Origin of the sequence: Acinetobacter sp. YH12052, assembly GCF_013419835.1 — a bacterium.
Classification (GTDB): domain Bacteria; phylum Pseudomonadota; class Gammaproteobacteria; order Pseudomonadales; family Moraxellaceae; genus Acinetobacter; species Acinetobacter amyesii.
The window spans coordinates 86,539-108,686 of record NZ_VOZI01000014.1; the positions used below are offsets into that span (position 1 = coordinate 86,539).

The window sequence follows — 22,148 nt, forward strand, 5'->3', positions numbered from 1 at the left end:
CAGCCTTTACTGACCTGAAGAATCAAAAAGAGCGCCGAAGCGCTCTTGATTTAAACCTTAATCCGCAGATGATTTTGCATTGGATTTTTTCTTTTTTACTTTTAACTTTTTCTTCACTTTATCTTTAGCCTTCGCTTCAGACTTTGTTGCAGATTTTTTAGCAGGTTTTTGGCTGTAGGAGCTGGGTTTTCCTTTGTCTTTTTTGCGTCGTATGGGCTGTTCTCCATCTTCAGCAACGTTGGTTTTACGCTCTGAAAAGACTTCTTCTTTGGCTGTGGGTTTTGCAACACGAGGGGCACGCGCGCGAATAGCACGGCCTGCATGGCTCAATTGTTGAATCAATTCAAAGTCGATTTTGCGCTCTTCTAGATTTACACCAGCAACTTTAATTTTCACTTCATCGCCGAGACTGAAAACTTGACCGCGAGATTGACCAATTAAGCTCTGACTTGGTTGGTCATAGACAAAGAAGTCATCACCCAATTGGCTGACGTGGATCATGCCATCAACATATAAGTCTTTGAGCGTTACAAACAGGCCAAATTCAGCAGTTGCACTGATGGTACCGACAAACTCTTCACCCAAATGCTGCTGCATGTAATGGCACTTCAACCATGTAGTGACAGAACGTGAAGCTTCATCAGCACGGCGCTCGGTCGCAGAGAAGTGTTCACCTGCATCATCCAGCGAAGCACCAGAAATTGGATAAGGTTTTTTCTTCAATTGTGCTTTGATGGCACGGTGCAGTAACAAGTCTGGATAACGACGGATTGGAGATGTGAAATGCGTATACGCTTCATAAGCCAAGCCAAAGTGACCTGCATTGTTCGCGCCATAATAAGCTTGCATCATTGAGCGGAGTAAAACGGCATGAATGCTTGGAGCATCAATACGGTCTTTGGTGGCATCAATCACGGCTTGATAGTCAGCTTGAGTCGGCTGTTCAGGGAATGGCAGCCCCAATAACTTCACAAAATCACGAACCTTTTGAATACGTGAGAACTCAGGTGGTTCATGCACACGGTACAGCATCGGAATTTCGTTTTTTAATGCATATTCTGCCGCTGCGACGTTTGCCAACAACATGCATTCTTCAATTAACTTATGTGCATCATTACGGCTACGCGGTAAGATTTCATTAATACCGCCAAGCTCATCAAAAGTCATATAAGTTTCAACGGTTTCAAATTCCATCGCGTGGCGTTCAGCACGTAAGCCTTTCAACACTTGATACAATTGGAATAAGGTATTGACCGATTTACGCACATCACGGTCTTCAGGAATCGCTTGACTATTACCTTCAAAATATTCGGCAACTTGGGTATAGGTCAAACGAGCTTTTGAATGCATCACACCTGGGTAGAATTCAAACTTGGTAACACGGCCTGCGCGAGATAAGTTTAAATCACAAACCATACATAAGCGGTCTAGGTGTGGGTTCAAAGAACATAAACCATTCGACAGCGCTTCAGGCAACATCGGCAATACAAAATGAGGGAAGTACACCGATGTACCGCGCTCTTGAGCTTCGTCATCGAGCGGTTTACCCGGACGTACATAATGGCTGACATCGGCAATTGCCACGACAACACGATAACCACCACCCGGACGTTTTTCCGCATACACGGCATCATCGAAGTCGCGGGCATCTTCACCATCAATGGTGACAAGCGCTAAATCACGTAAGTCGACACGATCTTCACGATCTTGTTCTGAGGGTTCTTTAAAGCTGTTGGCTTCTTGTTGTACCGCTTCAGGGAATTCGTAAGGTAAACCAAACTCTAAAATGGTTTGTGGAATAATAATTTCAGTGTCTGCTTTATCTGCCATCGACTGAACAATATGACCTGTCGCAAATTCTTCTTTGGTTGGGTAGCTGTCAATCGCAATACGCACAGAGTCGCCGAGTTTGACTTTGGCATGCTCGATTAATTCTTTTTCTAAAGTAATCGGTTGGTGTGCATTGGGATTTGCCGGTTGAATAAAATATTCACCTTCATATTCAGACACTTTACCAATAATTTCTTTGACACGATGCTGTAGAACTTCAGTAATAAAGCCCCATGCCTTGCCTTTACGGTCTACCGATGTTTGGCGGACTTTAACACGGTCACCATTAAACACCTGACGCAACTCACGTTCAGGAAGTAAAAGGTCATCTTCACCGCTAATATTGGCTGTGCCTAAACCTTTTGAGTTGATATAAACCGTTGCTTCATGAGTCGGTTGCTCAGCTGCAAGCTGGAACTTAAATCCATCTTTCATCAACTGACCATCTCGAACCATCGCAATCAGACGATGACTCAGTGCATCAATACTTTTTTGATCGGCAATTTCAAAATGTTCTACAAGATCGGCATGCGACATTGCAGTTTTCAGTTGTTCAATCGTCTCTTGAATTAGAGTACGGCTTGGAATTGGATTGTCATAACGTTCGGCTTCAGCTTTTGCTTCAGGATCGACCCAGTTTTTCATATGTATTTGGCTTCAAATCAGAAGATTAGGATTAGCATAAGTCATGCAAGCAGATACTGCACGCAATTGATTGCAATAAAGTGTTTTATGCCGATATTTTATAAGGTTTAAAGCTGAAAAGTAGAGGACAGCAGTGCGTGCTGAACTAATTTTGCACTAATTTTTTGAAAATCGTTTAAAAAATATCTAATTGAGTAAAAAAATGAAAAAAATATAACGACTGTGCTTGCAGTCGTATCATGATCTTTGTATTATGGCGGCACGTTACGGTGAGATGGGTGAGTGGCTGAAACCACATCCCTGCTAAGGATGCATACGGGCAACTGTATCGAGGGTTCGAATCCCTCTCTCACCGCCACGATTTACTTATGTCGCGCTCATAGCTCAGCTGGATAGAGCACTTGGCTACGAACTAAGGGGTCGGGAGTTCGAATCTCTCTGAGCGCACCAATAAGTAAATCTGAAAACGTAGTCTTTTAAGACGACACAAGTTACGCGCTCATAGCTCAGCTGGATAGAGCACTTGGCTACGAACTAAGGGGTCGGGAGTTCGAATCTCTCTGAGCGCACCAACTTGAACAAATTACCGCACATGTTGCGGTTTTTTTGTGCCTGTGATTTATCGTTTTGATGCAGCCTGTCTTTTGTCTTTTGTCTTTTGTCTTTTGTCTTTTGTCTTTTGTCTTTTGTCTTTTGCTTTTATAAAGCGTTCTATTCCATTTGCTTTCTTCAACAGATTAACGCTTATTTCAGATGTTCATGGTGATGCATTTTTTTAAAGCTAAGATAAAGAAAAGTTGGGTGAGTTAAAGCCGTGATTCAATGAGGGCAATATATTTGTTATCCATTTTGAGCATTTATACGTGAGTATTGCTAAGTTTAAATTTCAAACTTGTGATTCAAAAGCCATTAAAAAAGTAAATCAGGATGATTTTGAACGTGTTTAAAGAGTAATTGTTTATTTGCTGTGCGTTTAGTTAAATTTATATGAAAAAGCTCTTAACAAAAAATAAAAATCACGTATAATGAGCCTCATCAAGACGTCGCGCTCATAGCTCAGCTGGATAGAGCACTTGGCTACGAACTAAGGGGTCGGGAGTTCGAATCTCTCTGAGCGCACCAACTTGATCAAGATTGAAAAAACCGCACATGTTGCGGTTTTTTTGTGTCTGAAATATAGCTAAAAACAATAAATTCAGCTCATCACTCAAGGTTCTAACTTAACTTCTGTTTAACTTTGAGTGCAAAGACCGTATTTCCGCCTAAAGCCGGTAACATGTCGTGATACGGCATACTGCGCATAGCACGAAGTAAAAACGGTGCTTTGTCATCAATCTTCACCGCACTGGTCAATTGTAATAACGACCCTTGTTGTAAGGGGCGAATATGCATTGCACCTCGGACAAACTTTAAGTCCCCACCTGTTGCGGTGTATTGATTTTGCAGTAAGTCGGGATAGTTAAAACGCATCTTAAAATCAAAGGGAATATTGATCACACCTAAACCCACCGAAATTTTATAGTCGGCATCCATGAGGTGCGGATTAATTTTCTGCACTTGCATATGTTTGACTTGTCTTGGAAATAAGTGCTTGAACGAAGACACATTAATCCAGCGCTGTAAGCTCGAAGGCTCTTGTGCATAATATTGAAAACTGGTGCTAAAGCGCATCAATTCATAATTTTGCCCAAAGGGAACGCGCTGCGCTGTCAAAATAAAGGACACAGGTTCTTTCGAGCTTTGACTTAATTGAGTGACCTTGTCGATTTGAGAGGCATTTAATTTGAGTTCAGGCAATTGATTTGCAGCGAGAGTTTCACTGCTAAAGGTTTTAAATCGGCGCTGTAACGATTCGAGTAAAAAACCATTGGTTCCCGCAGGAATCCCTAATTTGGCATCGGGTAAGGCATTTAATATTTTGCTAAACAAAAAACCTTTGGGCTGATTTAAATCGCCCCATTGGGTCACACTAATCAAGGTGTGTTGTGCGTCAATCTCAAACCATTCAATTTTCCCTGCACCAAAGGGCACTGGTGCTTCTAGAACCAAACTATTAATGCTGTTGTGCTGAATTTGGTGCTGTATCACCACGGTTTCTTTAAAGTTTAAAACCGGAATTGGTGTCGGGATATGGATTCGATATTCAACTTGGCTGGTTGAACCTTGTTGTTGCAAAACCTCAGCAGATTTTAGCGTGGGAAATAAGCCAGCATAGTTTGGATAATTACTGAGTAATCTCGCCACATTTTTACTGTTGGTTGGGACAACCACGGCGGCACTTTGAAATTTACCAATGACTTTTTGACCTGCTTTCATCGTGGGTAGACTAATCTGCTGTGAGGGATGTGCAAAAATCACGATGTGATCACCGGCAAGATTTGCCAAGGCTTTGGCATTGCCATTAAATAAGTCCAAACTACTGGGGATCTGGGGCTGCCATTGAACGAATTTGGCCCAACTGGTCGATATGCTCAGTCCACTCAGAAACACCAGCACCATGATTATTTTTGTTATCTGCATGTCACATCCTGCGTATGCAATCTTTTATTTGTAGCTGTTTTTAACGTATTTCTAGATCGAAGGGAAGTGTTACAACCGACTATTAAAAAGCATGAAGCAAGTTTGAATTGTGGTGTAGTATTTAGCGCAATTCATTTTTAAATATTCATACGCTTATGTCTGAAAATCTACCTGCATTATCGCTGCGCTATTTTTTAAATCTAGAAGAATCACAGGATGGTTTTGCACTAGCAACTTTTGGCAAAAAGCAATTTACGCGTTTTTTAACGCCAGCCATTAGCTTTGGGATTATCATCTGGGGTTTTTACTTGGGTGTAGATGGTGTCGGTACCTACTATGTTGGGCTGGGTGCTTTCTTTTTACTTCTTCAAGGTATCATGCGTTATTGGTTTTTACCGATGATGTTTAAACGCCAGTTTGTAAAGTACCAATTAGGTAAAAGTGAACAAGGTATTGATTTATTTCAAGACTATGCAGAAATTCATGCCAATGGTCGTAAGAATATCTTCCATTATGCTGAAGTGGCCAATTTTGCTGAAGGCAAATTGACTTATATGCTTGAGCTGAAAAATAAAACCGTGATTATTGTGCCGAAAAGTGCATTTAAAGATACTGCGGACCAAGCGATTTTTACCAATACTTTTCAGCACTAAGACAATCTATTCATAACAAAAGAGGGAGTAGTATGCAGTCACGTCCATCTAAAATTGTTTGCGTCGGTCGTAGTTATGCAGATCATGCCAAAGAATTAGGCAATGCAATTCCTGACCGTCCTGTGCTTTTTATGAAGCCGCCAAGTGCATTAACCGCATTAGAGCAAGGCATCTCATGGAATCCTGCATGGGGCAGTTGCCACTATGAATGCGAATTAAGTTTACGTATTGATCGTCCTTTATCGGCTGAAACTGATCCACGCAAAGCCTTAGAAGCAGTCGGAGCTGTGACTTTGGGGCTAGACCTGACCTTGCGTGATCTACAAGATGACTTAAAGAAAAAAGGTCAGCCTTGGGAGCGTGCCAAAGCTTATGATGGTTCTTGCATCCTTGCGGATTGGGTCGATGTTCAAGAGGTGGTTCAAGATTGGAAAGATGTGCATTACACCTTGCATGTCAATGATGAACTGCGCCAGAACGGTGATACTGCATTGCTGATTTTTGATGTGGGTACTTTGTTGGCAGATATTAGCCAAGTGTTTAGTCTTGAAGCGGGTGATGTGGTCATGACGGGTACGCCTGCGGGTGTCGCGGCACTACAGTCAGGTGAGCAGTTGAAAATGACCCTGAAAGGCAAAAATCAGGATTTTGTTTGGACAACTTTTGTCAAATAATCTGTGAAAAAAATACAAAAAAGGCTGCTTAATGCAGCCTTTTTTGATTGATCTATTCGGTACTGCTTGATGGCGGTGGCTCATTCGGTTGTAAAGGACCAGTATCTTTCCATGCTTCATAGGTCTCGGCCATATGCTGTGAGTCAGTGTCTCCCAATGCACCTGCTTTGGCATACCATTGTCGCGCTTTTTCACCATCTCGAATATCATAATGATAATAATGTGCCATTTTCATCGCCGCGTCAGCATCTTGCCCTTGTTCTGCGGCATAGCTTAAATATTCAGCTGCTTTGTCGGGTGTAGACGAAGGATGTTCAGAAAAATAATGTTGATTTCCCAAGACTTTGATTGCTTCGACATTCTTTTGTTTGGCAGCTTTTTCATACCAAATTTGCGCTTGGTGCTTATCTTGAATTAAGCCTTTTCCAGTGTCGTACATCCAACCAACGGTATATTCAGCAGCAGGATCATGAGTCTTTTTTGCAAGGTCTAGCACCCAGTGTGCAAGGAAAATATTGCCATCTTGCTGCATCTTTCGAATCACTTGATCTGCATGCGGGTTGCCTTGATAAGCTTGGGTCATCAACCATGCGAATGCGTCCGTAGTGCCTTGATCCGCAGCAGCTTTGTACCAATGTACACTTTGTTCGATATTTTGTTCTGTGCCCGTTCCACTGAGGTATAAATCACCCACTTTCATTTGCGCAGTCGCATCACCACTTTGAGCGGTTTTGAGTGCAGATTTAAATTCACGCTGTTCTTTGGAACTACAAGCCGTTAAAAATACGGCAGATAAACACAGCGCTAAAATGGTTTTTTTATTCATTTGAAATGGAATTATTATCATTTTCGTAGATTTTTTGATCTTAACGGATTGTTGAATCACTTTATAGAGACACTTATAGCTAAATTTAAACACATTTAGGGCTTTAAAACGGATTTCCTAAACTGATCTGGGGTGCAAAGCATCCATTTTTTAAACATATTTATAAACGCTGAGGCATTGGCATAGCCAAGTTCTAAGGCAATATTTTCGACGGTTTGGCCTGCGTTGAGCATGGACATGGCTTTCATGACTTTGAGACGTTGTCGCCATTCATGCAGGGACATCCCAAGTTCTTTTTGACAATAACGCGCCAGAGTACGTTCCGTCATATTTATCCGCTTTGCCAATTGCTCAAGCGCGCTCTGATCTGCAGGATGTTGATGTAAATAATCAAGCAGCTGTTTGAGGGCAGGGTGATCCGAATGCGGTAAATAACTACTGACCAGTTTGGCTTGATGCAGTTGATCTAAGATCACATGGAGTAAGCGTTGATACTCGGCGGTATTTTCCATGAGATCGGCTTGTTGATGCAACAGACGCAAATGGCTGAATATCGCTGTAACTAAAGGTGAGCTGAGTAAAATCCCCGGTTGTTTCGGCAAGTGGGTGCATAGAGATTCATGTACATATAAGGTGCCATGTGAAACTGCAGTACGATTTAAACCACTATGTTCTAAGTGTGGGGGAAGCCAAATGCCATAAGGCGGTGGAGTAATATAGTCTATCTGATTGATGTTTACTTCCATCACGCCATTAAAGGCATAGACAAATTCACCCCAAGCATGACCGTGGACGGGATAAACAGACAATGCAGGATCGTCACGAAAACTGATCCATAGCGCTGCTTGAATTTCATCGTTGGTGGGAAGTTGTTGGAACTGCGTATGATCTGCACGAGCTTTATGACGCATGAGAAATTTTGCCTGAATAAGAAGATCACTTGTCTATTTTGAAGTATATATTTTATTTCTGACAGTTCTATAGTGTTGCTTGTCGTATTGTTGAGTAAATAGTGTGGAACAGCGTAAGGCGCTAGATGCAAAAGCTTCTGGTCTGATGATTATTTTGTGCATGATTTTAGGGATTCAACAGGTCATTTTGAAATTGGCCGCGGTTGATATTGCGCCGATCATGCAAATTGCCATTCGATCGGGTTTGGCTGCGCTGTTGGTCTTTCCACTGATTCGTCTCAAGCCGGGGACACATTTATATACACGCGAATACTTGCTACCGGGTATCTGGTTGGCGTTTTTATTTTCAGCTGAATTTATTTTAGTGGCAGAATCCCTGCGCTATACCTCTGCATCACATACTGTTGTCTTGCTCTATACCGCACCGATATTCGTGGCATTAGGTTTACATTGGAAGTTGCCTGAAGAAAAGCTTACAGCGATCCAGTGGGTCGGTATTTTTATTGCCTTTTCAGGTATTGTCCTGTCGTTTATGGGACGTGAAAGTAGCACTACAGTCAACACTCAAGCCCTGTTGGGTGATGCGATGGCATTACTTGCAGGGGTGATGTGGGCCTTGACCACCATTTCATTAAGACTCACCAAACTGTCTGATGCACCTCCGACTCAGACCTTGTTTTATCAGTTGGTTGGTGGTTGTGTATTTTTATTACCCGTGGCGTGGCTGACAGGACAAATGACTGTACATTGGACGGTGCTGTCCATCAGCAGCATGATTTTTCATGTGCTCATTATTTCATTTTTCAGTCTGATGCTGTGGTTTTGGCTGTTAAGTAAATATCTGGCCAATGGTCTGGGCGTATTTTCATTCCTTACCCCAATCTTTGGTCTGGTCTTTGGTGTATTGATCTTAAACGAAACGATTGAACTGAACTTTATCTTGGGGACGGCCTTAGTAATGGTCGGGGTGATGACGGTAACCTTGCATCGATGGTTAGCTAAATTGATGGGACGTCAGCGCACAGCGACCTAAGATCATGTATAAATAAAAAAGGAGAGCTACGGCTCTCCTTTTTTTATTTACGCTTATTTTTCTTCAAAAATAGTCGCAAGTGGAATCGAGAGTTTGGCCGCGAGATAATCATCCGATTCGACCAGTTGCGGCCCAATTTTTTCCATCCAAACATCATCTGGATCGACGCGACCTAAATCTTGCCGTTTAGGGAGCGGATAGGGCAGCTTACTGTAAAAACTCCAAAAGTCCACTTGGGTTAAATTACGAACTAAAACATAATGATCATCATCTGTACGTTTAATCAGGTGTTGCTCTTCAAACAATAAAATATAGCTTGGCAGGCGGCCGATTTCATCACGCCCTAAAACCTCAAGCGCTTCTTTTTCTGTCACGCTCTGACCGAGTTTTTGCTTTTTATAAAATAATTCAAGCAAATCCATCAACATAATAACAGGATGACGTTTTTGGTCGTTGCCCGAATTGAAAGCGGTCAGTGCATAACTAATTTCTACCCCAATCAGTACGATATTCCATGAAAGGAATATCCAAAGCAGGAAAATTGGCACTGCAGCAAAAGCACCGTAAACGATTTGATAACTGGTGAAATTTGACATGACAAAACCAAAGAGGTTTTTGAGTAATTCAAATACCACGGCACTAAAGACACCCGCGATCAGCGCCGCCTTAATCGGCACACTGCGGTTGGGAATCGTCCAATACAGAATGAAAAAACCTAAAATGGTCAATGAAAAAGACAAGATCCACAGCAGAAAAGCCCCATCCAGTTCATAGCCGGCAAAATTATTGCTGAGGACATTCATAGAGGCCAAGGTAGATGACACAACAAATGCGCTACCCAGTAAGATTGGGCCTAATGAGATAATAGTCCAATAGCGCATAAAGCCAATAATGCCGCCACGTGTCTCACGCACCCGCCAAATTCGGTTAAATACTGTCTCAATGCTGGTCAGCATCATAACTGTGGTAATGAATAAAAACAGTACACCAATAACAGTCAGGTTACTGGATTTATCGGTGAATGCATTCAGTGCTTTATCAAAAGCAATTGTCGTTTTCGGTAGGAAATTACTATAAATCAATTGTTGAAGCTGTTGACGAGCAGGTTCTAAAGCTTTAATTGAGGAGATGATGACCAAGAATACGGTCAACATGGGTACCACTGCAAACAAGGTGGTATAGGTTAATGATCCTGCTTGTTCACGGCAGCGATCGGCTTCAAAACGTCGAATGACAAATAAAACAAACTGAAACCATTTCTTGTCGTAAAAGGGAAGTTTTTTTAAAAATGCTTCGATCATTCGTTCAAGTCTCGAGTTATTTTAGTCATGTTTATGCAATTTTCATCACTTAGCTTAACCAAAAAATAGGAAAAATACCGTATAGTTTTCTTTTTTCATTGAATTTATAAAAATGACGCAAGCTTATGTACTGGTGTTGTATTACAGCAAATATGGTTCAACACGTGAGATGGCACATTTAATTGCCAATGGAATTGAAGCGTCTGGAATGGCAGTAAAAATACGAACCGTTCCAAATTTATCTACTGTGGTGACTGACGTGCAGCCCAGTATTCCTGCCGAAGGCGATATTTACTGTAGCTTAGATGACTTAGCGCATTGCTCAGGTTTAGCCCTTGGTTCGCCAACACGTTTTGGTAATATGGCGTCGGAAATGAAATATTTCTGGGATCAAACCACAGCGCTTTGGCTCAATGGCGCATTACATGGCAAACCTGCCTGTGTGTTTACCAGTTCAGGTTCAATGCATGGCGGACAGGAAAGTACTTTGCTGACCATGCTGCCGCCTTTGTTCCATCATGGAATGATGGTTATGGGTTTAAGTAATGCCCATCCTGCATTATCGAATACCAAAACGGGTGGTACGCCCTATGGTGCAAGCCATGTCAGTGGTCCGCGCCATGATCAGTCATTGAGTCAAGATGAGCGAAACTTATGTGAAGAGCAGGGTAAACGCCTAGGCGAAGTGGTCAAAAAGTTGATTTGATACTTACTTGCTCTAGGAAGTTGCGCTAACTTTGTAGCGAACGGGCAAGAAAAGGCTTAAATATTGCACTTTTCTTGCTTTTTTACGTGTGATTTCTTTTATTTACGATATTGTATTTGCGCCCAAAAATATAAAAATAAATCTGTCGAACTATTCTTAAAATACCCAAAATAAGTGATATCAATAACATATTGAAAGTTTTTAAATACAGCCTGCTCAGTGATGGCCTTGAATCGATTTTTGCTGTCTTTTTGGGCGCGTTATTTTTATTTTTTGATTACATGATTTGTATTTAAATTTCTTCTTTGGGGTGTGTGATGTCTTTTATTAATTTTCGAATGATTTTCCTGTGTTCCGTATTGGCTGCATCTTCCTTGTGTACGGCAATGCCAGTTTTGCACAGTATGGATTTCCCGCAAGAGAAAAAAGCTGAAGAAAAAGAATTTTTGGCGAAACAAGATCAAGTTAAAGTGGACTCAAAATCTTTAACTGATGTTTCAAAATAATTGATTCGCCATGGTTTTCGAATAGTATTTCAATAGACTAGAAATACATATTAGAAAAACAATAACCTATTAAAAAAGAGCGCTGATGCGCTCTTTTTTAATATCGAAATTAGTCTTGATCCGAAGTCTTTGCAGCGTCTTCAGGCTGTTGCTCAACTTCAAAGCGCTGTTTGCAATCTAAACATTGGTAGTCGAGAAAAATATTTTGATCGACGATCACGCCGGCTTTTTTACCAAAACGGTGTCCGAGGAAACCGCCTGTGATACCGACGCTAATTGCACCAACAAAAGTCCCGATGGTTCCGCCCATAATCACGCCAAGTGGGCCAGCAGTCACACCACCAATCGCAGCACCAATAGATGCGCCAGATGCCGCACCACCGACAGTCCCTGCAGCAGTTCCTGCACCACTGAGTAAGACACCACCAATTTTTTGTAAGTTTTGTTCATGGTTACGCTTTTCAATATGGGTTGATCCACATTTTGGACATTTAACTGTCGTTTCCATGTTTTGCTCTTCTGTATTCATAACTTTCCATAGCCTTAAAAAATAAAGTGGCCGAATTTATGGTGCAGCATAATGTAATTTGACAGATGAGTAGTTGACCCATTCGATCAAATGCAACGATTTTCCTGAATTTTATCGAGTTTTGCACACCGATGTTTTGTCTGCTTGTAACTAAGGCGTTAAAAAGTGCGCTTTATGTCACCTTAATGGCAAATTTTTAGCAAAAAAAAGAACACCCGATGTGTTCTTTTTTCTTTTGAACGCAAACTTAGTCACGAACAAATTCAACTGTACCATTCGCCAGTGATTTCACACGTGCCAATGATTCAACGCGATAACCTTTTTCAAGCAAAATATCACGACCAGGTTGGAATGATTTTTCAATCACGATACCGATACCCAATACTTCAGCACTTGCTTGATGAATAAGATCTGCAAGACCTAAAGCCGCTTGACCATTGGCCAAGAAGTCATCAATCACTAAAACTTTATCTTCAGCATTGATGTGCTTTTTAGAAATCGCGATCGTGCTTTCAGTTTGTTTGGTAAAAGAAAACACTTTTGAGCGATACAAATCATCTTTTAAGGTCAAAGATTGATATTTACGTGCAAAAATCACAGGAACACCAAGTTCAAGACCAGCCATTACTGCAGGTGCAATACCTGATGCTTCAATCGTAATGATTTTTGTGATGCCAGCATCTTTAAAAAGACGGGCAAATTCTTGACCAATTTGTTGCATCATCACAGGGTCAATTTGGTGGTTCAGGAAAGAATCGACTTTCAGAACTTCTTCAGAGAGAACGATACCTTCAGCTAAGATTTTCTGTTCCAGAGCGTGCACGGGAGAATCCTCGAGGGGCAGGTGCTTTTTAAAGCAAAAGCGTATTTTAAAAAGCACCGTGAAAAATGCAAGCGAAATTGATCAAATCAATTAATTTGTTGCACCTTTATAGCCCGTTAACAATAAACCGTAAGAGGTTTTATTGTCTTGGTGGGAAACTTTGACAGGTAGATAATCCAGTTTTGGCGCTAACCAGAAAGTCGTTTGACGGCCTGGTTTGTCATGACGCATCACAACTTTCACGGTATCAAAAGTGCCGTAAGTGGTTTTCACTTTTTCAGTGCCTTGTTTCACGAACTTACGAGCTTCAACCTCTTTGGCATCGGCAATGTAGTAATTCGATTTCAAACCACCATTTTTTAAATCTTCACGAATTTGCAATTCAGCATTGAGTTCATCTAACACACCAGCTTTCCACGCAAATGAACGCGCTTTATCATCTTTTTTGGTATTAATGGTTTTTGCGCCCGCATTAAAATTAATATTCATGGTGTTGTTGTGCACCAAAATTTTGCTGCTGCGGCTAAAGCTGTTCGAGTGAATTTGGCTGCCATTTAAACTAAAACGACTGGTTTCAGTTGCAGAGGCCATCGCACCAGCTTTTGCTGCGAAAACATACGTCCAGTTATTCCCAGATTGTTTTAGGGTACGTGTTGCAGAACCCAAGTTTTTGCCGTTGTAATTAAACTGGTAGCTTGCTTGGAATGGACTCATGGCAAATGACTGACTTGAGAAACCAGTCAAAAGCAGTGTAGTCGATACCCCAGCAACAAGACCTAAATTTTTCAAAACTGAATGTGCCATAAGTATGGTTTTCCTATTCAATAGAAGTGCGGTGGGCTAAACCACCTGATATGTTTATTATGCGGCTGGATTGTGGAGAATCACGTCACAAATCCGTGCCTAATGTATATATTGTGTAGCGTTTTATAGGCTCAAGATATCTAAGTACAGGATAAGTCTAGCTTTCCTTTTGCTTTATAGGCGTGACTTCATCATCTTTTAAATTTGAATCATCCCAGTCTTCAATCCGTTCTTGCGACATCTTGGTGAACAATGCGGTTAAATTAACATTACCAATCACCACCAATTCGGCCTCACGTAAAACAGCATGGTTGACATGGACTTTGCCCAGTGTGTCGATAATTGATCGATTTTTACCGAGCCAGCGATTCAGGTCTAAATACAGTAAATCATCTTTAACTTTGATCACATTGAGCTTTTCCAAAATCATACCCAATGGATCTTGGTTGAGTACTTTTTGATAGAACCATAACGCCATGCGCACGCCCATCTTATACAGAACATTTGGATACTTCGCTTCAATCACTTGTGTATCACTAATTTGTTCAAATACGATCAATTGGGTTTGTTTGTTGAGTTCCATCTGTACCAGTTTTAAATCGACAGAGAGTGTTATGATCAGCCCGTTATAATCCAATGTGGCATACAGTCGAAGCCAGTCATCATGCAGGTCAGCATGCAAGTCTTTGAGCATTTTCACATTATCGGTCACAAAGCGCTGAAATGTCGCATTTAAAAACACTTGAGACATTGGGAATTCACGCTCATCTTCAATAAATCCTTCAGCTTTTTGGTACACTTGACGTATACGTTTAGCGATATTGGAAACTAGCGTTTGCATAAGAAGTGCATCCTGACAAATTATGTTTTTTAACGATGTTTATCTTGTCGATTTCTATAAAAACACAAGGTTTTGATCTTGCAGTTTAGCAAAATAAATTGCACCATTTTCATGATTTTAATTGTGCATTATCGATGTGTTGATGGATTTCTCGTTTTCATCAAAAAATGAATACGAGTTTTATTTTATACTGTTTTAAGCAGTTTGGGGAATGCGGCAAATTGTCGGTTTAATGAGATGCTGAAAAAAATAACGTTCATGCCCTTGATGAAAGAGTGGTGGAAAGATCCCATATTTGCAACTGCGTTGGCGTTTGCTGCTGTGTTGCATTTGGCATTTTTAACCATGCAATTTACCCTGCCCCAAGAGGCTGACTATAACACCAAAGAAATTGCAGTTTCTTTACGTCCAACGACGGAAAAAATTGAACATGCAGACTTTTTAGCGCAAGCCGATCAGCAGGGCTCGGGGACATTCCGTGAGTCGCATCGGATGTCGAGTGACATGCCTGCACCGATGATTGAACAAAAAGCCGGTGAGCAAAAAAGTGAAGCTTTAGAACAACTGCAACAAAAGAAAGAGCTCAGCTTTGAAGATAAAGTGTTGATGACAACTTTGAGTTGGCAAAAACAAGCGGAAGAAAACAGTCGCAAAAAAGCCGTTGAGGAGTTGAATAGTCAGTTTCAGGCTAAGGCTGCGATGGTGGCGAGTATCGAAGCTCAATATTTACAACGTCAGCAAAACTTTAGCCGTCAGCAAAAAATTAAAACCATTGATGGTATTCAAGCCAAGCAAGATGTTTCTGCGGCCTATATGGAAAAATTCCGCGAAAAAGTCGAGTTTTATGGCAACCGTTATTATCCTGAAGCGGCAAAACAGCAGCAGCTCCGCGGTGAAGTACGTTTAATGGTTATTTTGAACAGTAATGGCGGGATTCGTGCCATTCGTTTGATCGAAAGTTCAGGTTCAAGCTTATTGGATGAAGCTGCAAAAACCTCTGTGCGTAAGGCGGCACCTTTTGGTTTGTTTGATGCCAAAATGAAAGAAATCTCAGAACTTCGTATTGTGCGTACTTGGCGCTTTGATCCTGCAGAAGCAGAGTTTGAGGTGCGTTAATCAGTTGTGATAGCGTCGCAAAACTTCGCAGATTTCGACGCTAAAACTCGCATACCATTGGTTTTTCCCCAATTGTTGCGCGACCAGATGTTGTGCATCTTGTTGCCAAGCTCGAATGTCTTCTAATGTATTCCAGTAGGAAAGGGCGATTTCATGCTCACCCTCTGTCAGCGCTTCAAAATGTTGACAGTTAAAGTGTGTCAAGGCTTTGTCTCTAAGCTGCTGTGCAGTCGAAAAATACAGCTCATCAAGCGTACGAATGCGTGCTTTAAAAATCACGACATATTGCATATCTTTCCTTCCTTGTTTTTTATGACGATAAAAAAAGCGAGCCGGAGCTCGCTTTTTTAGTTCTTAATCTCTTTCCAGATAAGGGTTATCAAACCCCAATTTGGCTAAAATCTCGATTTCCAACGCTTCCATTTCTTCAGCATCTTCATCAGAGGTTTCATGGTCATAGCCCATGAGATGCAACGTACCGTGTACCAGCATATGCGTAAAGTGGGTCAGGGGTGCTTTGCTTTGTTCTTGTGCTTCACGAAGAACCACAGGAATACAAATCACCAAGTCGCCAATCGGAAATGAGTCTAAAACTGCTGCCATTTCATCGGGGAGATCGCTCGGAAAAGACAACACATTAGTCGGTTTGTCTTTACCACGATATTCCAAGTTCAATTTGTGGCTTTCGTCATTGTCCACACATGCAATACCGATCTCACAATCACTTTGTGTATCGATATGACGTAAAGCCGTTTCCACGACTTTTTTGATATGCGCACGTTTCACCACCAATTCAGGTGACTGAAAATTTTGCTGCAAGGAGAGATTAAGTTTCAAAATGAATCCTTAAATGTTTTCGTCTTGATGCTGCCCATCAGCTTTAGCATCATTGTCCGCCACCAAGGCTTCCTGACGTGCTTTACGTTCTGCACGTTGTTCAGCTGTAAGGCGATGTTGTTCGCTGTCCCATCCCTCATAGGCTTCAACAATTTTTTGAACCAATTGATGACGTACCACGTCACGAGAGTGGAAGCGAGTAATATGAATTTCTTTGATTTTTTCAATCACACGTAAGGCATGTGCCAAACCAGATTGTTGACCACGAGGTAAATCGACCTGTGTAATGTCGCCAGTGATTACCGCACGAGAACCAAAGCCTAAACGGGTGAGGAACATTTTCATCTGTTCAGGGGTCGTGTTTTGTGCTTCATCTAAAATCACAAAAGAATGATTTAAGGTACGACCACGCATGTAGGCCAGTGGTGCAACTTCAATCACTTGACGTTCAATTAGTTTAGCGACTTTTTCAAAACCGAGCATTTCATACAAAGCATCGTATAGCGGACGTAAGTAAGGGTCAATTTTTTGGCTCAAATCACCGGGTAAAAAACCCAATTTTTCACCGGCTTCAACCGCAGGGCGAACCAATAAAATGCGTTGAATTTCGTTACGTTCTAGCATATCTACAGCAGCGGCGACCGCGAGATAAGTTTTACCTGTACCCGCTGGGCCGATACCAAATGAAATATCGCTTTGTAAAATACGCTGTACATAGCGTTTTTGATTGGCACCACGTGGGTTGATCCGACCTTTACGGGTTTGTAGATAAACATTGTCTAAACCGGTATGCTCATTTTCAGAAAAATCTTCCTGAATTTCGCGGTCAGTCTGACTGCCTTGAATCATCATGTGTAAAATGTCCGCACTAATCTGTGGATTGGTTTCGGACTCTTCATAAAGACGGTGAAGGAGACTTTCGGCTCTCTCTACCGCATCGATTTCCCCATCGACAAAAAAAGCATCTGCACGATGAGAAATTTTGACATCTAAACGTTGTTCAATTTGTTTGAGATGACCGTTATAGGCACCGAGCATGCTTTGTAAACGGTCAAGTGGAATACCAGCAAAAGTTACAGTACGTCGAATCGCTGCAGTCAAGAGAATTCCTTTAAATTGGTCTGACGATTAAGCTTACATTACGCCACGTCAGGCTCAAGATTCAAGAGTTCACCGTAAACAAACTTCAAAGTTTTAATATCGGTCACTTCAATCTCTGCAAAACGCCCAACCCATGCAGGATCACCGATAAAGCTAACCAAACGTGTATTGTCTGCAGTACCAATCAGCAAGTTCGGATCTTTGTCTGAAACAGACTCAATCAAGACACGTTGAATGGTTCCTAGCATTGCATCAGTTTTATCAATACTAGATTGTTTAATCCATTGTTGAACTTTGGCAAGACGTTCTTTTTTCACATCTTCAGGGGTCGTGTCTTCAAGTTCTGAAGCAGGAGTACCCGGACGTTTTGAGTAGATGAAACTGTATGAATGATCGAAATCCATATCTTGGATAAATTGATAAGTTTCTTCGAAGTTTTCGTCAGTCTCACCCGGGAAGCCAATAATAAAGTCACTAGATAAATGCATATCAGGGCGAACTTGACGTAATTTAGCAATTTTATCGATATATACATCAATCGTGTGGTTACGTTTCATGGCTTGTAGCACGTCATTCGAACCACTTTGAACTGGTAGATGCAAGTGAGAAACCATTTGCGGTAAGTCACGGTAGCACTGAATCAAGTCATCGTTAAATTCAAGCGGGTGCGATGTGGTGTAACGAATACGGCCAATCCCCGGAATCTCAGCGACTAAACGTAATAAGTCTGCAAAGGTACAGATTTCACCTTCAAAGGTTTCACCACGGTAGCCATTCACGTTTTGACCGAGTAATGAAATTTCTCGTACGCCTTTTTCAGCTAAAGTGGCAATTTCAGCCAATACGTCATCGAGTGGGCGAGAAACTTCTTCACCACGGGTGTAAGGAACCACGCAGAATGAACAGTATTTAGAACAGCCTTCCATGATAGAAACAAAGGCTTTAAAACCTTCCACACGCGGTTCAGGTAAAAAGTCGAATTTTTCAATATCAGGGAATGAAATATCCACCAATTGAATTTTTTCTTTTTTCGGTTTGACCACTTGCTCAGTATGCTGATCTAACATTTGCGGTAAACGGTGCAAGGTTTGTGGACCAAAGACCATATCAACATACGGTGCACGTTTTTGAATGTTGTCACCTTCCTGAGAAGCAACACAGCCACCGACACCAATTACCAAATCTGGATTTTTTTCTTTCAGCTTGCGCCAACGGCCTAACTCAGAAAATACTTTTTCTTGTGCTTTTTCACGAATAGAGCAGGTATTCATCAGGAGAATATCGGCTTCTTTAGGGTCGTTCGTCAGCACATAGCCGTGAGAATCACCTAAAAGGTCGCCCATACGTTGACTGTCATACTCATTCATCTGACACCCTTGCGTTTCGATGTACAGTTTTTTCACTGCTCCATCTTGAGCTGGGGTGTGCTGTGGCTGGGTAACAGTGTTATCTGGGGCAGCTTGGGCACTATTGGGGATGAAGGTTTGAACCGTCATGTAGGCTCCTAAAGGAATTTTATGAAAATCAATAACCATACGTGGCTGACAGACAATTCAATCAGTCGAATTGTGCAGCTGCGGAGGTCAAAAAAGGGGATTTTAAGAATGGGCAATATTTTAGCAGTAATTCACTAGAAACTTACAGCCTAAAATTACAACTCTGCCATATTGATTTATGAAGTAAAAATGTTTGAAAATTAATATTGGCTAATCATAAGGTTACATAACAGAACACAATGCAGAGTTTAGAATTATTAAACTAATTCCTAAACAAAGTTCGATGTGCTGTAACTGAGCAGAATGACATGAAAGAAGGCAAGTGGATGTTAAAACATAATTTTAAACAGAAAAATTACGCTAAATTACTTGCTTTGAGTGTCGGGCTCTCCGGAATTTCTGCGTTTGTCCAAGCCGCAGATGAGCAGTTTAACGATGCTTTACGTGCTGCGAATGCAGGCAATATTAGTTTATTACAACAATACCAATCATCCATGCAAAATGACGTTTTGGGCTATTATCCAGAATATTGGTTACTGAATAACAATTTGGCTTCACAGCCAGCAAGTGCCATTATTAATTTTGCACAGCGCTATCCAAATTCGGCAATGGCAGAAAAATTAGCCGCAGATTATGTTGAAGAAAAAGTCAAACAAGCTGATTTCGCTACAGCACAGCCTGTCTTGCAATATGTGACTAATGCTGACCGTGCTGAAACATGTGCCATGGCTCAAGTCCGCGCAAAGTCGGGCGACCCTCTGGTTTACGCAGAATTTAAAGATGTATGGTTGACCACAAACTCACAACCTGACTCGTGTACGGGCTTGGGCCGTATGATGCTGTCGAGTCCTTTAATGACTCAAGATGACCGCCATCAACGGATGTGGGGACAGTTAAGAGCGGGTCAGTCAGGACAAGCGATTGCGACTGCGCAAACCATTGGCGTGAATATTAATTTGTCACAACTCAACACCATTCAAGCCAATCCACTGAATTATTTATGGTCTGCACCCAAAGCCACAGCTGAAGATCATGCATACCTGATTTATGCGATGGGTCGCTTGGCCGATAGCGACTTAAATGGCGCGATTTCTTCGGTGAAACGTGCAGCAGAAGGCACACCAGCCGATGTACAAAAAGCCCTATACCGTAGTGTCGGGTATATCGGTGGTACAACGGTAATGAAAAACAATTTCAACCGTGAAGTTCTAAATTATCTTGATTTGAGTTATGGACTGCCTTTTAGTGCAGAAGAAGCCGAGATTTATGCGCGACAAGCCATTCGTTTTGGCGCATGGGAAAGTGTCATTCGTGCAATTGATGCGATGAGCGTTTCGCAAAAGCAAGAAGATCGTTGGCAATATTGGTTAGCACGTGCCTCTGAACAACGTGGAGATGCCTCATCTAAACGTGCGGCTAAAGAAATTTATCGCAAGCTTACCATTGGCGATGATTACCATAATTTGTTAGCACGTGACAAAATTGGTCAGTCTTATAACAATATTCCGTCAAATGTGCAGCCTTCGTCACAAGATGCGCAGCGTCTCAGTCAGGATATTCACTTCCGTCGTGCCTTTGCATTGCGCAATATTAATGCATCTGACAGCTATATTAACCGTGAATGGAACTGGGCAGTGCGTCAAGCCTACTTAAAGCATGATGATGGCATGATTCTTGCCGCAGCTAAACGTGCAACTGATATGGGTTGGTATGATCGGGCGATTTATGCGGCAGATCGAACCACTAAACAGCATAATTATTCTTTACGTTATGCAATGCCACATCAAAATTATGTGGTGAGTCATAGTCGTAATGCCGGCATTGACCCTGCATGGGCTTATGGTTTGATGCGTCAAGAAAGTCGGTTTGTCACTAGCGCACGTTCACATGTCGGTGCCGGTGGTTTAATGCAAATTATGCCAGACACCGCAAAATTGGTGGCTCGTCAGATGGGGGAGAGTTATAACCCCGCTGCATTAACGGATATGAATACCAATATTCGTTATGGCACTTTCTATTTATCGATGATTCAACGTCAATTGAGTAATAGTCCAGTCTTAGCGACCGCAGGTTACAATGCGGGTCCAAATCGTGCTCGACGCTGGCAGCCTGAATATCAAGCAATTGCAGCGGATCAATATACGGAATCGATTCCATTAACGGAAACTCGAGACTATGTAAAACATGTGATGACCAATGCAACCCATTACGGCCTTTTATTAGGTCAGGGGCCACAATCGATTGAAAAAAGAATGCAAATGATTCCATTACGGAATGCGCAATAAATTTTAAAGCAAGATGCGCCTGTTTTTAGGCGCAATATGGGTAAATGATGAATGCCGAAAATGGACATTAGACCTGCTTATCGAATACTGACATCACTGCTCATCGGCAGTGGTGCAGGCTTTGGTATGTCTATGCTTTCGGCTGCACCGGTTGTAAAAGGGTATGTGATGGATGTGCAAATGGTGCCTGCTGTTTGCGCCTATGACCCATTAAAAAGTAAAAAACGTAAATGTTTAGAAGGGTATTCACTCAATATCACGGGTCTATATCCAGAAACCTCTACACGTGATTGCACGACCAATAGTTCAGCTAAACTTTCTCCGTTGCAAGCGAAAGTGGTTGCACGGATTATGCCTGATGAAAATGCTCGCGTGGCTCTTTGGCACACTACCGGCGGCTGTGTCCCAATGAATGCTAGCCAGTATTTCAGAACCATTATTAATCATGCAGATAAGCTAAAAATTCCAGATGAATTGACCAGTCAAGAAACCCAATCCATTCAAGCCAATGTCTTGCGTAATAAAATGTTGCGTATGAACAGCGGATTGGTATCACAAAGTATTGAATTTAACTGTATGCAAACCCGTGGTGGTAGTCTGCTGACTGAGATTAAAATTTGCTATAAAAACAATGGTCAGTACAAAAGTTGCCCTGCGACTATCGTCGGAAATTGTCCTGCAACTTTCATAATTAAAGGTTCTTTCTAAGCT

21 protein-coding genes and 4 tRNA genes are annotated in these 22,148 nt (G+C 41.7%); 12 read left to right on the forward strand and 13 right to left on the reverse strand.

The features are described from left to right. Window positions 1-57 precede the first annotated feature (57 nt). A complete protein-coding gene (rnr, locus tag FTU06_RS11975; protein ID WP_180146829.1) occupies window positions 58-2,475 on the reverse strand; it encodes a ribonuclease R in 2,418 nt (805 codons plus the stop codon). Window positions 2,476-2,743: 268 nt separating this feature from the next. Here rnr and FTU06_RS11980 point away from each other — a divergent pair. From FTU06_RS11980 to FTU06_RS11995, 4 genes are all read left to right on the forward strand, one after another. Next, window positions 2,744-2,833, forward strand: a tRNA-Ser gene (locus FTU06_RS11980). Window positions 2,834-2,848: 15 nt separating this feature from the next. Continuing rightward, window positions 2,849-2,925, forward strand: a tRNA-Arg gene (locus tag FTU06_RS11985). A 45-nt stretch (window positions 2,926-2,970) separates the two neighbouring features. Beyond that, window positions 2,971-3,047: transfer RNA gene (locus FTU06_RS11990), tRNA-Arg, on the forward strand. 473 nt (window positions 3,048-3,520) lie between these two features. Further along, a tRNA-Arg gene (locus FTU06_RS11995) sits at window positions 3,521-3,597 on the forward strand. Window positions 3,598-3,690: 93 nt separating this feature from the next. On the opposite strand, the gene FTU06_RS12000 is transcribed toward FTU06_RS11995, so the two are convergent. Continuing rightward, a complete protein-coding gene (locus FTU06_RS12000; RefSeq protein ID WP_180146833.1) occupies window positions 3,691-4,995 on the reverse strand; it encodes an SRPBCC family protein in 1,305 nt (434 codons plus the stop codon). Window positions 4,996-5,150: 155 nt separating this feature from the next. Here FTU06_RS12000 and FTU06_RS12005 point away from each other — a divergent pair, with 155 nt between their 5' ends. Together FTU06_RS12005 and FTU06_RS12010 are read left to right on the forward strand one after the other, a co-directional pair. Further along, window positions 5,151-5,648: a YcxB family protein gene (locus FTU06_RS12005; protein WP_180146836.1), complete on the forward strand. Its 498-nt coding sequence runs from the start codon at window positions 5,151-5,153 to the stop codon at window positions 5,646-5,648. Between the two features lie 8 nt (window positions 5,649-5,656). Next, window positions 5,657-6,322, forward strand: a complete 666-nt coding sequence (locus FTU06_RS12010) for a fumarylacetoacetate hydrolase family protein (protein WP_313044169.1) — start codon at window positions 5,657-5,659, stop codon at window positions 6,320-6,322. Window positions 6,323-6,374: 52 nt separating this feature from the next. Here the strand turns inward: FTU06_RS12010 and FTU06_RS12015 are convergent, their stop codons facing one another. Continuing rightward, window positions 6,375-7,148, reverse strand: coding sequence for a tetratricopeptide repeat protein (locus FTU06_RS12015; protein WP_180049291.1), 774 nt, complete (start codon window positions 7,146-7,148; stop codon window positions 6,375-6,377). 95 nt (window positions 7,149-7,243) lie between these two features. After that, window positions 7,244-8,059 carry a helix-turn-helix domain-containing protein gene (locus tag FTU06_RS12020; protein ID WP_180146840.1) on the reverse strand — a complete coding sequence of 272 codons (816 nt, stop codon included), beginning with the start codon at window positions 8,057-8,059 and terminating at the stop codon, window positions 7,244-7,246. Window positions 8,060-8,162: 103 nt separating this feature from the next. Between FTU06_RS12020 and FTU06_RS12025 the strand changes: the two genes are divergently transcribed. After that, window positions 8,163-9,092 (forward strand): DMT family transporter, encoded by a 930-nt coding sequence (locus FTU06_RS12025; RefSeq protein ID WP_373684706.1) that lies wholly within the window; start codon window positions 8,163-8,165, stop codon window positions 9,090-9,092. 53 nt (window positions 9,093-9,145) lie between these two features. Here FTU06_RS12025 and FTU06_RS12030 read toward each other — a convergent pair whose 3' ends face one another. Then, entirely contained in the window at window positions 9,146-10,393 is a 1,248-nt protein-coding gene (locus FTU06_RS12030) for a YihY family inner membrane protein (RefSeq protein ID WP_078192438.1), read from the reverse strand. Between the two features lie 112 nt (window positions 10,394-10,505). Between FTU06_RS12030 and wrbA the strand changes: the two genes are divergently transcribed. Together wrbA and FTU06_RS12040 are read left to right on the forward strand one after the other, a co-directional pair. Next, window positions 10,506-11,099, forward strand: coding sequence for an NAD(P)H:quinone oxidoreductase (wrbA, locus tag FTU06_RS12035; protein WP_078192437.1), 594 nt, complete (start codon window positions 10,506-10,508; stop codon window positions 11,097-11,099). Window positions 11,100-11,416: 317 nt separating this feature from the next. Further along, window positions 11,417-11,605 carry a hypothetical protein gene (locus tag FTU06_RS12040; protein WP_180146843.1) on the forward strand — a complete coding sequence of 63 codons (189 nt, stop codon included), beginning with the start codon at window positions 11,417-11,419 and terminating at the stop codon, window positions 11,603-11,605. Between the two features lie 109 nt (window positions 11,606-11,714). Here the strand turns inward: FTU06_RS12040 and FTU06_RS12045 are convergent, their stop codons facing one another. The 4 genes from FTU06_RS12045 to FTU06_RS12060 form a co-directional block, all read right to left on the reverse strand. Next, entirely contained in the window at window positions 11,715-12,113 is a 399-nt protein-coding gene (locus FTU06_RS12045; RefSeq protein ID WP_180049320.1) for a hypothetical protein, read from the reverse strand. Between the two features lie 268 nt (window positions 12,114-12,381). After that, entirely contained in the window at window positions 12,382-12,957 is a 576-nt protein-coding gene (locus FTU06_RS12050) for a xanthine phosphoribosyltransferase (protein ID WP_078189246.1), read from the reverse strand. Window positions 12,958-13,047: 90 nt separating this feature from the next. Next, complete coding sequence (locus FTU06_RS12055; RefSeq protein ID WP_180146846.1) at window positions 13,048-13,761, reverse strand: DUF3108 domain-containing protein; 714 nt, start codon at window positions 13,759-13,761, stop codon at window positions 13,048-13,050. A gap of 157 nt (window positions 13,762-13,918) precedes the next feature. Then, entirely contained in the window at window positions 13,919-14,602 is a 684-nt protein-coding gene (locus FTU06_RS12060) for a hypothetical protein (protein WP_180146849.1), read from the reverse strand. A gap of 258 nt (window positions 14,603-14,860) precedes the next feature. On the opposite strand from FTU06_RS12060, the gene FTU06_RS12065 reads away from it, so the two are divergent. Continuing rightward, window positions 14,861-15,718 (forward strand): energy transducer TonB, encoded by an 858-nt coding sequence (locus FTU06_RS12065; RefSeq protein ID WP_218954116.1) that lies wholly within the window; start codon window positions 14,861-14,863, stop codon window positions 15,716-15,718. Here the strand turns inward: FTU06_RS12065 and FTU06_RS12070 are convergent, their stop codons facing one another. The 4 genes from FTU06_RS12070 to miaB all read right to left on the reverse strand — a co-directional run bounded on the left by FTU06_RS12070 (window position 15,719) and on the right by miaB (window position 19,152). Beyond that, window positions 15,719-16,009, reverse strand: coding sequence for an antibiotic biosynthesis monooxygenase (locus tag FTU06_RS12070; RefSeq protein ID WP_078189242.1), 291 nt, complete (start codon window positions 16,007-16,009; stop codon window positions 15,719-15,721). Between the two features lie 63 nt (window positions 16,010-16,072). Then, a complete protein-coding gene (gene ybeY / locus FTU06_RS12075) occupies window positions 16,073-16,555 on the reverse strand; it encodes an rRNA maturation RNase YbeY (RefSeq protein ID WP_078192431.1) in 483 nt (160 codons plus the stop codon). Window positions 16,556-16,564: 9 nt separating this feature from the next. Then, on the reverse strand, window positions 16,565-17,656 hold the full coding sequence (locus FTU06_RS12080) for a PhoH family protein (protein ID WP_111885944.1): 1,092 nt from the start codon (window positions 17,654-17,656) through the stop codon (window positions 16,565-16,567). Window positions 17,657-17,694: 38 nt separating this feature from the next. After that, window positions 17,695-19,152: a tRNA (N6-isopentenyl adenosine(37)-C2)-methylthiotransferase MiaB gene (gene miaB / locus FTU06_RS12085; protein ID WP_078192429.1), complete on the reverse strand. Its 1,458-nt coding sequence runs from the start codon at window positions 19,150-19,152 to the stop codon at window positions 17,695-17,697. Window positions 19,153-19,460: 308 nt separating this feature from the next. Here miaB and FTU06_RS12090 point away from each other — a divergent pair, with 308 nt between their 5' ends. Both FTU06_RS12090 and FTU06_RS12095 read left to right on the forward strand, forming a co-directional pair. Next, the gene (locus FTU06_RS12090; RefSeq protein ID WP_180146855.1) at window positions 19,461-21,437 is read left to right on the forward strand and encodes a lytic transglycosylase domain-containing protein; all 1,977 of its coding nucleotides are present in this window, start codon (window positions 19,461-19,463) and stop codon (window positions 21,435-21,437) included. Between the two features lie 126 nt (window positions 21,438-21,563). Further along, window positions 21,564-22,145, forward strand: coding sequence for a ribonuclease I (locus FTU06_RS12095; protein ID WP_257220819.1), 582 nt, complete (start codon window positions 21,564-21,566; stop codon window positions 22,143-22,145). The last annotated feature ends 3 nt before the right edge of the window (window positions 22,146-22,148 follow it).

Bases quoted from the DNA above. Each gene is read 5' to 3' on its own strand.
- rnr (WP_180146829.1), bottom strand. From the start codon at position 2,475: ATGAAAAACTGGGTCGATCCTGAAGCAAAAGCTGAAGCCGAACGTTAT.
- wrbA (WP_078192437.1), top strand. From the start codon at position 10,506: ATGACGCAAGCTTATGTACTGGTGTTGTATTACAGCAAATATGGTTCA.
- FTU06_RS12070 (WP_078189242.1), bottom strand. From the start codon at position 16,009: ATGCAATATGTCGTGATTTTTAAAGCACGCATTCGTACGCTTGATGAG.
- FTU06_RS12055 (WP_180146846.1), bottom strand. From the start codon at position 13,761: ATGGCACATTCAGTTTTGAAAAATTTAGGTCTTGTTGCTGGGGTATCG.
- FTU06_RS12065 (WP_218954116.1), top strand. From the start codon at position 14,861: ATGCCCTTGATGAAAGAGTGGTGGAAAGATCCCATATTTGCAACTGCG.
- FTU06_RS12095 (WP_257220819.1), top strand. From the start codon at position 21,564: ATGTCTATGCTTTCGGCTGCACCGGTTGTAAAAGGGTATGTGATGGAT.
- FTU06_RS12045 (WP_180049320.1), bottom strand. From the start codon at position 12,113: ATGGAAACGACAGTTAAATGTCCAAAATGTGGATCAACCCATATTGAA.
- FTU06_RS12030 (WP_078192438.1), bottom strand. From the start codon at position 10,393: ATGATCGAAGCATTTTTAAAAAAACTTCCCTTTTACGACAAGAAATGG.
- FTU06_RS12020 (WP_180146840.1), bottom strand. From the start codon at position 8,059: ATGCGTCATAAAGCTCGTGCAGATCATACGCAGTTCCAACAACTTCCC.
- FTU06_RS12005 (WP_180146836.1), top strand. From the start codon at position 5,151: ATGTCTGAAAATCTACCTGCATTATCGCTGCGCTATTTTTTAAATCTA.
- FTU06_RS12060 (WP_180146849.1), bottom strand. From the start codon at position 14,602: ATGCAAACGCTAGTTTCCAATATCGCTAAACGTATACGTCAAGTGTAC.
- FTU06_RS12015 (WP_180049291.1), bottom strand. From the start codon at position 7,148: ATGAATAAAAAAACCATTTTAGCGCTGTGTTTATCTGCCGTATTTTTA.
- FTU06_RS12040 (WP_180146843.1), top strand. From the start codon at position 11,417: ATGTCTTTTATTAATTTTCGAATGATTTTCCTGTGTTCCGTATTGGCT.
- FTU06_RS12090 (WP_180146855.1), top strand. From the start codon at position 19,461: ATGAAAGAAGGCAAGTGGATGTTAAAACATAATTTTAAACAGAAAAAT.
- miaB (WP_078192429.1), bottom strand. From the start codon at position 19,152: ATGACGGTTCAAACCTTCATCCCCAATAGTGCCCAAGCTGCCCCAGAT.
- FTU06_RS12000 (WP_180146833.1), bottom strand. From the start codon at position 4,995: ATGCAGATAACAAAAATAATCATGGTGCTGGTGTTTCTGAGTGGACTG.